Origin of the sequence: Calditerricola satsumensis (genome assembly GCF_014646935.1) — a bacterium.
GTDB classification, from domain to species: domain Bacteria; phylum Bacillota; class Bacilli; order Calditerricolales; family Calditerricolaceae; genus Calditerricola; species Calditerricola satsumensis.
In genome coordinates this window covers 26,868-36,939 of sequence record NZ_BMOF01000019.1, presented here as the reverse complement: position 1 = coordinate 36,939, position 10,072 = coordinate 26,868, and the positions used below count along the sequence as shown (strand labels likewise).

Below are 10,072 nucleotides of genomic sequence, written 5' to 3'. Positions count from 1 at the left end.
AGTGATTGCGTGCCATTGCATGCCGCTTCGCCGATGTGGTATAGTAGTGAACGGCGCACAACGCACGTCCGCGGATTCGCGTGAAGGTGCTGCCGATGCGGCAGTCTCACGCGAAGAGGAGGCGGGCGGAGGGCCAAAACCACTTCATAAGGAGGAGCCTTTGTTTATGGCGGTTCTTTCGATGAAGCAATTGCTCGAGGCTGGGGTTCACTTCGGGCACCAGACGCGGCGCTGGAACCCCAAAATGAAAAAGTACATCTACACCGAGCGGAACGGCATTTACATCATCGATTTGCAGAAGACCGTCCGCAAGATGGAGGAGGCCTACAACTTCGTCCGCGAGCTTGCCGCGAACGGGGGGACGATCCTGTTCGTCGGGACGAAGAAGCAGGCCCAGGACTCCGTGCGCGAGGAAGCCGAGCGCTGCGGCATGTTCTACGTCAATCAGCGCTGGCTGGGCGGCACGCTGACCAACTTCCAGACCATTCGCAAGCGCATCGAGCGCCTTCATGAGCTGGAGCAGATGGAGACAGATGGCACCTTTGATGTGCTGCCAAAAAAGGAAGTCATCCGCCTGCGCAAAGAGAAACAGCGCCTGGAGAAGTTCCTTGGCGGCATCAAAGGGATGAAGTCGTTGCCGGATGCCGTGTACATCATCGACCCGCGCAAGGAGAAGATCGCCGTGGCGGAAGCCCGCAAGCTCGGGATTCCGATCGTCGCGATCGTGGACACGAACTGCGATCCCGATGAAATCGACTACGTCATTCCGGGGAACGACGATGCCATCCGAGCGGTGCGGTTGATCACGTCGAAAATTGCCGACGCGGTGTTGGAAGGGAAGCAAGGCGAACAAACCACATCCGCGTGAGGAGCCAAGGGTGGCAGGCTGAGAAGCGACTTGCCACCCTTTTTCTACGATACATATGGGGAAGTCTAGGAGTAAACCCCAAACCCAGAACGAGACCAAGAAGGAGGGCTCTGTGGAATGGCCATTACGGCAAGCATGGTGAAAGAATTGCGCGAGAAGACGGGTGCCGGCATGATGGATTGCAAAAAGGCCCTGGAGGAAGCCGGCGGGGACATGAACCGCGCCATGGAAATCCTCCGCGAGAAAGGCTTGGCTGCTGCGGCAAAGAAGGCCGGCCGCGTGACGGCAGAGGGGCTGGTCGAATCGTACATCCACGGCGGCGGCAAGATTGGCGTGCTGGTGGAAGTCAACTGTGAAACCGACTTTGTGGCCAAGACCGACGAGTTTCGCGAATTCGTCCGCGACATCGCCATGCAAATTGCCGCTGCGGCGCCGCGCTACGTCAGCCGCGACGAGGTTCCGGCCGAGGAGATCGAGAAGGAGCGGCAGATCCTTCGCCAGCAAGCCCTGAACGAAGGGAAGCCGGAACACATCGTCGAGAAGATGGTCGAGGGGCGCCTCAAGAAGTTTTTCGCCGAAATCTGCTTGCTGGAACAGCCTTTTATCAAGGATCCGGACAAGACGATCGAGGAGCTGCTCAAGGAGAAAATCGCCAAGATTGGCGAGAACATTACCATTCGCCGCTTCGCCCGTTTTGTGCTCGGCGAGGGGATCGAGAAAAAAGCGTGCAATTTTGCCGAAGAAGTGATGGCGCAGGTGAAAAAGTAACCGGGAAGGTTTCCGTGAGGGGAACACAACGGCAGTGTTCCCTCTTTCTTCAGCGGTCGGGGGGATGGCCCTGGTGCGCCGTCCCCCGCGTGCCCCATGTGCGGCATGCGGCAACCGTGCCGATCTATGCTAGAATGGAGGGGAACGGATGTCTGGGCCGAAGTACAAGCGCGTCGTGCTCAAACTCAGCGGCGAAGCCCTCGCGGGATCGCAGGGGTTTGGCATCGACCCAGACATGATCGCGACCATTGCCCGACAGATCAAGGAAGTCGTCGACCTCGGCGTGGAGGTGGCCGTGGTTGTCGGCGGGGGGAACATCTGGCGCGGGCTGGCCGGGAGTGCCAAGGGCATCGACCGGGCCACAGCCGATTACATGGGCATGCTGGCCACGGTGATGAACGCCCTGGCCCTTCAGGACGGGCTGGAGAAGCTTGGCGTGCCGACCCGCGTGCAGACGTCCATCGAAATGCGCCAGGTGGCCGAACCGTACATCCGCCGCAAAGCGATTCGCCATCTGGAGAAAAAGCGCGTTGTCATCTTTGCGGGTGGAACGGGGAATCCCTTCTTTTCGACCGATACGACGGCCGCGTTGCGCGCGGCGGAAATCGAGGCCGAAGTCATTCTTATGGCGAAGAACAAGGTGGACGGGGTTTACTCGGCTGATCCGGCTGTCGATCCCAACGCCACGAAATTTGAGCAGCTCTCCTACCTCGAGCTGCTGAATCGCGGCCTGGGGGTCATGGACGCGACAGCCTCGTCGTTGTGCATGGACAACAACATCCCCATCATCGTCTTCTCGATCATGGAAGAAGGCAACATCAAGCGCGCCGTGATGGGGGAAAAGATTGGCACCTTGGTAGGAGGGGAAGCGTAATGCCGCAGGCCATTCTCAAAAGCGCCGAAGAGCGGATGAAAAAAGCGATCGACGTGTTGAAGAAAGAATTGGCCGCCCTGCGGGCCGGCCGTGCGACGCCGGCGCTCCTTGACCGCGTGACGGTCGACTATTACGGCACGCCCACGCCGGTGAACCAGCTGGCGACGATCACGGCGCCTGAGCCGCGCCTGCTCGTCATTCAGCCGTGGGACAAATCGGCGCTCGGGGAAATCGAGAAGGCGATTCAGAAGTCTGACCTGGGGCTGACCCCGATGAACGACGGCAACGTCATCCGCATCGCCATTCCGCCGCTCACCGAGGAACGGCGGGCTGAGCTGGCCAAAGTGGTGAAAAAACACGGCGAGGAGGCCAAGGTGGCCATTCGCAACATTCGGCGCGATGCCAACGACGAACTGAAAGCGCTGGAGAAGGACGGCCAGATTTCGGAAGACGAACTGCGTCGGCACCAGGAGGCGGTGCAAAAGCTGACCGACAAGTACACGGCCGAAGTGGAAGCCCTTGTGGCGGCCAAGGAAAAAGAGATCTTCTCCCTGTAATCCCATACGCGGCAGGCCCCCTTATGCGGAGGGGGCTTTCGTCCATCCTGAACCGCGGATTGCGCATGGAGGCGAACCATGTTCAAGTGGGGATTGAGAAAAACCGAGAAGCCGCATGACGCGGTGGAGCGCCTCGAAGGGAACCTGCCGCGCCATGTGGCGATCATCATGGACGGCAACGGCCGGTGGGCCGAGCGGCGCGGACTGCCGCGCTTTGTGGGCCACCGCGCGGGCATGAAGACGGTGCGGGAGATCATCCGCGCCGCGCGCGAGATCGGCATTGAGGTGCTGACCCTGTACGCCTTTTCCACGGAGAACTGGAAACGCCCGCGCGAGGAAGTGGATTTCCTCATGCGGTTGCCCCAGGAATATTTGCTGACCGATCTGCCGGAGCTGATTGAAAACAACGTGCGCGTGTGCGTCCTGGGCGATGTGAACGGATTGCCCCGCCACACCCTTGAAGCGGTCGAACGGGCGATGCGGGAGACGGCCCACAATACGGGCATGGTTGTCAATTTTGCGCTGAATTACGGCAGCCGCGCGGAAATTACCCACGCCGTTCGGCGCATCGCCGAGGAGGTCAAGGCGGGCCGGCTGGATCCCGCAGACATCGACGAAAACCGCGTCGCCGCCGCCCTCTTTACGGCCGATCTGCCCGATCCCGATCTCCTGATCCGCACCAGCGGCGAGCTGCGCATCAGCAACTTTTTGTTGTGGCAAATTGCCTATACCGAGCTGTGGTTCACCGAGGTATGCTGGCCCGACTTCACCGTCGCGCATTTTCATGAAGCCTTACGCGACTACCAGTCCCGCACCCGGCGATACGGGGCGGTCAAACCCTAGGAGGCGGGCAGCATGTTGCGGACACGCGTCATCACCGCCTTCATAGGGGGGGCCGCGTTTCTCGGTTTGGTCGCCGCTGGGGGCTGGCCCTTCGCGCTGATGGTGCTGCTCTTGGCGACGATCGGCTTTCTCGAATTCGCGCGGATGGACGGGCGGCCCGTGCGGCGGTTTGACGTGGTGTTGGCCCTCATCGGCGTTTGGGGGCTTGTCGCCACCCCTCTCGCGGCCGCCTCGCCGGCGTGGCTGCGCGGGGTGCTTACCGGCCTGGTGTTTGCCTTGTTTGCCGTTCCCGTCCTGACGGCGGGCCGCATTCGCGTTCCGGACGTTGCGTATCTTTTTTTTGGCGCTTGCTACATCGGCATGGGCTTTGCGGCCTTCTTGTCCGCGCGGCTGGAGGGACTGGCCGGGGTGCTCAGCGTGATCGCCTGCGTGTGGGCGACGGACACCGGCGCCTATTTTGCGGGCCGCTTCTGGGGCCGCCGCAAGCTGTGGCCCGCCATTTCCCCCAACAAAACGGTGGAAGGGTTTTTCGGCGGGCTGGTCAGCAGCGTGGCGGCCGCGGCCGTCGCGCAGACGGTGGGGGGCGCCTTCGGATCGCTGCCCCTGGCGATGGCCTTTGGTGCGGCCATCGGGGTTGTCGCACCCCTGGGCGACCTGATGGAATCGGCCCTCAAGCGCGCCTACGGGGTAAAGGACTCGGGACGGCTCTTGCCCGGCCACGGCGGCGTGCTTGATCGCTTTGACAGCCTGCTGCTCGTCTTTCCCGTCGTCGAGCTGCTTACGGCCGGGTTGCGCTAAGAAGCGCGACATGTCCGCATGCGGCGTTGGAGACGAGAGGTTGAGGTGACGGGTGTGAAGACCATTGCCGTTTTGGGGTCGACCGGGTCGATCGGCCGCCAAACCCTCGACGTGGTCGACCAGCACGCCGGGCGCCTTCGCGTCGCGGCGCTGGCGGCCGGGCGCAACGTCGCGCGCTTAACCGAGCAGGCGCTGCGCTACCGGCCCGACCTGGTGGCGGTCGCCGACCGGGAGGCGGCCGAGGCGCTGCGCCGGGAGCTGCCCCCGTCCATTCGCGTGGTCCACGGGGAGGAGGGGCTGATCGCGGCGGCCACCCATCCCGAGGTGGACGTGGTCGTGTCGGCCGTCGTCGGCGCGGCGGGCCTCCTGCCGACGTTGGCGGCCATTGAAGCGGGGAAGACCATCGCCCTGGCCAACAAGGAAACCCTCGTCATGGCCGGGGAACTCGTCATGCGCGCGGCCAAGGCCCGCGGCGTGGCCATCCTGCCCGTTGACAGCGAACACTCGGCCATCTTTCAATGCTTGCAGGGCGAAAACCGAAAGCGGCTGCGCCGCTTGATCCTGACCGCCTCGGGCGGGGCCTTGCGCGACCGCAGCCGGGAGGAGCTGGCCGACGTGACGGTGGCCGACGTGCTGGCGCACCCCAACTGGCAAATGGGCGCCAAAGTGACCGTCGATTCGGCCACGATGATGAACAAGGGCCTCGAGGTGATCGAGGCGCACTGGCTGTTTGGCGTCGATTACGCGCACATCGACGTGCTGCTCCACCGTGAAAGCGTCATCCATTCTATGGTAGAATGGATAGACGGATCGGTCATCGCCCAGCTGGGCACGCCGGACATGCGCATTCCGATCCAATACGCGCTCACCTATCCGGACCGCTGGGCGCTCAAGACCCCTCCCCTCAACCTGGCGGACCTTGGTGCGCTCCATTTTGCGCCGGCGTCCTTTGAGCGCTACCCGCTGCTGGCCTTGGCGTACGAGTGCGGACGCCGGGGCGGGACGGCGCCGGCGGTGCTCAACGCGGCCAATGAGGTGGCCGTGGAAGCGTTTTTGCAGGGGCGCATTCCCTTTTTGGCCATCGAGCGGATCGTGGCCGACGTGTGCGCGCGCCACGACCCGATTGCCGGTCCGTCGCTGTCCGACATTCTCGAGGCCGACCGGTGGGCGCGCGAGGCGGCCCGGACGGCGGTGGCGGCCATCCCATGAAAGCAGGTGATGCGGGTGAACGCGATTCTGGCCATCGCCCTCGTGTTCGGGGCTTTGGTGTTTTTCCATGAGCTGGGCCACTTTTTGCTGGCCAAACGGGCCGGCATCCTGGTGCGCGAGTTTGCCATTGGCTTTGGGCCGCGGCTCGTGGCGTTCCGGAAGGGCGAAACGACCTACTCGCTGCGCCTCTTCCCCCTTGGGGGATACGTGCGCATGGCCGGGGAAGACCCGGAAATGGTTCCCCTTGCGACCGGCCGCAAGGTGCATGTCCGGGTGAACGGCCAAGGACAGGTTACCGACATCTACCTCGAGCGGCCGGAGGGCGTCCCGCACGCGATGCCGGTGACGGTGCAGGTGGCCGATCTCGAACGCGCGCTGACGCTGACGGTCGAGGAACCGGACGGCACCGTCCGCCGGTACCCGGTGCATCCGCAGGCCCACCTGCACGACAAGGGGCGCGCCGTGCAGATCGCGCCGCTTGACCGCCAGTTTGGCAGCAAAACCCTTGGCCAGCGCTTTGCCACCATCGTCGCCGGTCCGGTGGCCAACCTGCTCTTGGCTGTGGTGCTGTTTTTCGCCTTTGCCCTGATGACCCCGGCGGTGACCGGCCGGCCGGTGGTGGGCGACGTGGAGCCAGGCCTTCCGGCGGCGAAGGCGGGCCTTGCGCCCGGCGACCGCATCGTCAGCGTCAACGGGCGCGCGGCAAACGACTGGACCGATCTCCTCGAGGCCGTGCGCGCGTCGGAAGGGCGCCCGCTCACCCTGGTCGTGGATCGCGAGGGCCAGCGGCTGACCGTGACGCTGAAGCCGGAGCAGCGCGACGGGCGGTGGCTGGTCGGCATCGCCCCGGAGACGCGGCCGCGCACGCTGGCGGAAGCGGCCACCTACGGCGTGGTGCAAACCTGGGACCTGTCGGCCAAGATCGTCACCTTTTTGGGCCTCCTCGTCGGCAAGCTGTTCACGGGCGAAGGGCCCGAGGCCGACCTGTCCGGCCCCGTGGGGATCTTTCTCTTCACCGGTGCGGCCGCCGAGCAGGGCCTGGCCAGCCTCGTCCACTGGGCGGCCTTCTTGAGCGTCAACCTGGCCATCTTCAACCTGCTGCCGTTCCCCGCCCTCGATGGAGGCCGGCTGCTTTTCCTGGGCATTGAAGCGCTGCGCGGCCGTCCGGTCGACCCGGAAAAGGAGAGCCTGGTCCATTTCATCGGCCTGGCGTTCTTGCTCTTGCTCATCATCGTCGTGACGTGGAACGACATCCAGAACCTCGACCGGCTGCGCGACATCGTCGACTAGGAAGGGGGCGAAAGCCGTGTACCGACGGGAAGAGACGAAACCGGTGCGGGTCGGCGGCGTGCAGATCGGGGGAAGCGGCGAGGTCGTCATCCAGTCGATGACGACGACGGACACGCGCGACGTGGAGGCGACGGTGCAGCAGATCTGGGACCTGGCGGGTGCCGGGTGCCAGATCGTCCGTCTGGCCGTGCCCGACGAAGAGGCGGCGCGCGCCATCCGCGCGATCAAGGAGCGCTCGCCCATCCCCATCGTCGCCGACATCCACTTTGACTACAAGCTGGCCCTTCTGGCCCTCGAAAGCGGCGTGGACAAGATCCGCATCAACCCCGGCAACATCGGCTCGAAGGAAAAGGTGAAGGCCGTCGTCGAGGCGTGCAAGGCCCGCGGCGTGCCCATCCGCATCGGCGTCAACGCGGGGTCGATCGAAAAGCCGCTGCTCGAGAAGTACGGCCATCCGACGCCCGAGGCGATGGTGGAGAGCGCCCTGAAGCACGTGGAGATTCTCGAGGATCTCGACTTCACCGACATCGTCATCTCGCTCAAGGCGTCCAACGTGCCGATGATGATCGAGGCCTACAGGCGGATGGCCGAAATGCGGCCCTACCCGCTGCACGTCGGCGTTACCGAGGCCGGCCCCGTCTTTTCCGGCAGCATCAAGTCGGCCGTGGGCATCGGCACGGTGCTCGCCCTGGGCATCGGCAACACGATCCGCGTCTCCTTGACGGCCGATCCGGTGGAAGAGATCAAGGTGGCCAAGGAGATCCTCAAGGCCTTGGGTCTGCGCCAGGAGGGGCCGGAAATCGTGGCCTGCCCTTCGTGCGGCCGGGCGCAGATCGACCAGATCGCCCTGGCCACGAAGGTGGAACAGGCCATCGCCACGCTGAAGCGCCCGATCAAGGTGGCGGTGATGGGCTGCGCGGTGAACGGCCCGGGCGAAGCCCGTGAGGCTGACGTCGGCGTCGCCGGCGGCAGAGGGGAAGGCCTCATCTTCCGCAAGGGGAAGATCGTGCGCAAGGTGAAGGAGGACGAGCTGTTCGAGGAACTGATGAAGGAGATCGACGCCCTCATCCGCGAAGAAAGCGGTGAAGGGGCCGAAGAAACGGTAAAGACATAAAGCGAGGAGGACGGCTATGCGGCAACGGCATCTGTTGGTTCCCACCCTTCGCGAAGATCCGGCGGATGCGGAAATCGCCAGCCACCGCCTGATGCTGCGCGCCGGCCTGATGCGCCAGGTGGCGGCGGGCATCTACACCTATTTGCCCCTGGGCTGGCGCGTGATTCAGAAGGTGATGACCATCATCCGCGAGGAGATGAACCGCGCCGGCGCGCAGGAGATCCTCATGCCTGCCCTGCACCCGGCCGAGCTGTGGCAGGAGAGCGGACGCTGGGACTACTACGGGCCGGAGCTGATGCGCCTCAAAGACCGGCACGATCGCGACTTCGCCCTCGGCCCGACCCACGAGGAAGTGGTGACGGCCCTTCTGCGCGACGAGGTGAAGTCGTACAAGAAGCTGCCGATCAACGTCTACCAGATCCAGACCAAGTTCCGCGACGAGCGGCGCCCGCGCTTCGGGGTGATGCGCGGCCGCGAGTTTATCATGAAGGACGCCTATTCCTTTGATGTGGACGAAGAGGGGCTCGACAAGAGCTACCGCGCCATGTACGACGCCTACGTGCGCATCTTCACGCGCTGCGGGCTCAACTTCCGCGCCGTGGAGGCCGACGCGGGGGCCATCGGCGGGACAAGCACCCACGAGTTCATGGTCCTGTCCGACGTCGGCGAAGACACCCTCGCCTACTGCACGAGCTGCGCCTACGCCGCCAACCTGGAGAAGGCCGAGGTGCTTCCGCCGCAAGGGGACAAGCCGTCGGCCAGCGGCACGCCGGCCCTCGAGCGCGTGGCCACGCCGGGCGTGCGCACGGTGGAGGAGCTGGTTCGCCATCTGGGCGTCACGCTGGAGCGCATCATCAAGTCCGTGCTCTTCCAGGTGGACGGCCGACCCGTCCTCGTCCTCGTGCGCGGCGACCACGAGGTGAACGAGGTCAAGGTGAAAAACCTGTTTGCGGCCAACACGGTGGAGGCGGCCGACGCGGAGACGGTGCGCCAGGTGATGGGCGCGCCGGCGGGATTCATCGGGCCGGTGAACGCGCCGGAGGCGGTGACCGTTGTGGCCGACCACGCCGTGGCCCACGTGACCGACGGCGTGGTGGGGGCGAACGAAGCCGATGCGCACTACGTGCACGCCGTTCCGGGGCGCGACTTTGCCGTCTTGCGGTATGCCGACCTGCGCAACATCACCGCGGATGATCCGTGCCCGCGCTGCGGTGGGACGATCGCCTTCGCCAAGGGCATCGAGGTGGGCCACGTCTTCAAGCTGGGGACGAAGTACAGCGAGGCGATGGGGGCGACCTTCCTCGACGAGGAAGGGAAGGAGCGGCCGATGATCATGGGCTGCTACGGGATCGGCGTCACCCGCCTTGTGGCGGCGATCATTGAGCAGCACCACGACGAGCACGGCATCATCTGGCCGGTGTCGGTGGCGCCCTTCGCCGTGCACGTGGTGCCGGTCAACTGGAAGAACGAAGACCAGCGCGCGGCGGCGGAGCGGCTGTATGCGGCCCTCAACGAGGCCGGGATCGAGGCGCTCCTCGACGACCGCGACGAGCGGGCCGGCGTCAAGTTCAAGGACGCCGACCTGATCGGCCTCCCGCTGCGCCTGACGGTGGGCGGCAAGGTGGCCGACGGGCTCGTGGAGCTGAAGGTGCGCGCCACCGGTGAGCAGGAGGACGTGCCGCTTGAGGAGGCCGTTGACCGCGTCCGCCGCCGCCTCGAGGAGCTGGCGGCGCCAACGCGCGTGTAACCGC

General features: G+C 64.8%; 10 protein-coding genes. All 10 read left to right on the top strand.

Annotation, left to right across the window (positions count from 1 at the left end):
* Positions 1-166: 166 nt before the first annotated feature.
* The 10 genes from rpsB to IEX61_RS06105 all read left to right on the top strand — a co-directional run bounded on the left by rpsB (position 167) and on the right by IEX61_RS06105 (position 10,068).
* A complete protein-coding gene (gene rpsB, locus IEX61_RS06150; RefSeq protein WP_054672026.1) occupies positions 167-868 on the top strand; it encodes a 30S ribosomal protein S2 in 702 nt (233 codons plus the stop codon).
* Between the two features lie 117 nt (positions 869-985).
* Positions 986-1,636, top strand: coding sequence for a translation elongation factor Ts (gene tsf, locus IEX61_RS06145; protein ID WP_054672023.1), 651 nt, complete (start codon positions 986-988; stop codon positions 1,634-1,636).
* Positions 1,637-1,784: 148 nt separating this feature from the next.
* The gene (gene pyrH / locus IEX61_RS06140; protein WP_188817147.1) at positions 1,785-2,510 is read left to right on the top strand and encodes a UMP kinase; all 726 of its coding nucleotides are present in this window, start codon (positions 1,785-1,787) and stop codon (positions 2,508-2,510) included.
* The gene (gene frr, locus IEX61_RS06135; protein ID WP_054672020.1) at positions 2,510-3,067 is read left to right on the top strand and encodes a ribosome recycling factor; all 558 of its coding nucleotides are present in this window, start codon (positions 2,510-2,512) and stop codon (positions 3,065-3,067) included. Before pyrH ends, frr begins: the two co-directional genes overlap by 1 nt.
* Before the next feature lie 78 nt (positions 3,068-3,145).
* Positions 3,146-3,910, top strand: coding sequence for an undecaprenyl pyrophosphate synthase (gene uppS, locus IEX61_RS06130; protein ID WP_054672017.1), 765 nt, complete (start codon positions 3,146-3,148; stop codon positions 3,908-3,910).
* Positions 3,911-3,925: 15 nt separating this feature from the next.
* Complete coding sequence (locus tag IEX61_RS06125) at positions 3,926-4,708, top strand: phosphatidate cytidylyltransferase (RefSeq protein ID WP_188817157.1); 783 nt, start codon at positions 3,926-3,928, stop codon at positions 4,706-4,708.
* 54 nt (positions 4,709-4,762) lie between these two features.
* Positions 4,763-5,917, top strand: a complete 1,155-nt coding sequence (locus IEX61_RS06120) for a 1-deoxy-D-xylulose-5-phosphate reductoisomerase (protein WP_188817155.1) — start codon at positions 4,763-4,765, stop codon at positions 5,915-5,917.
* Between the two features lie 15 nt (positions 5,918-5,932).
* The gene (gene rseP, locus IEX61_RS06115) at positions 5,933-7,207 is read left to right on the top strand and encodes an RIP metalloprotease RseP (RefSeq protein ID WP_229725736.1); all 1,275 of its coding nucleotides are present in this window, start codon (positions 5,933-5,935) and stop codon (positions 7,205-7,207) included.
* A 16-nt stretch (positions 7,208-7,223) separates the two neighbouring features.
* Positions 7,224-8,321 (top strand): flavodoxin-dependent (E)-4-hydroxy-3-methylbut-2-enyl-diphosphate synthase, encoded by a 1,098-nt coding sequence (gene ispG, locus IEX61_RS06110; protein WP_054672511.1) that lies wholly within the window; start codon positions 7,224-7,226, stop codon positions 8,319-8,321.
* 16 nt (positions 8,322-8,337) lie between these two features.
* Positions 8,338-10,068 carry a proline--tRNA ligase gene (locus IEX61_RS06105; protein WP_188817143.1) on the top strand — a complete coding sequence of 577 codons (1,731 nt, stop codon included), beginning with the start codon at positions 8,338-8,340 and terminating at the stop codon, positions 10,066-10,068.
* Positions 10,069-10,072: the final 4 nt, after the last annotated feature.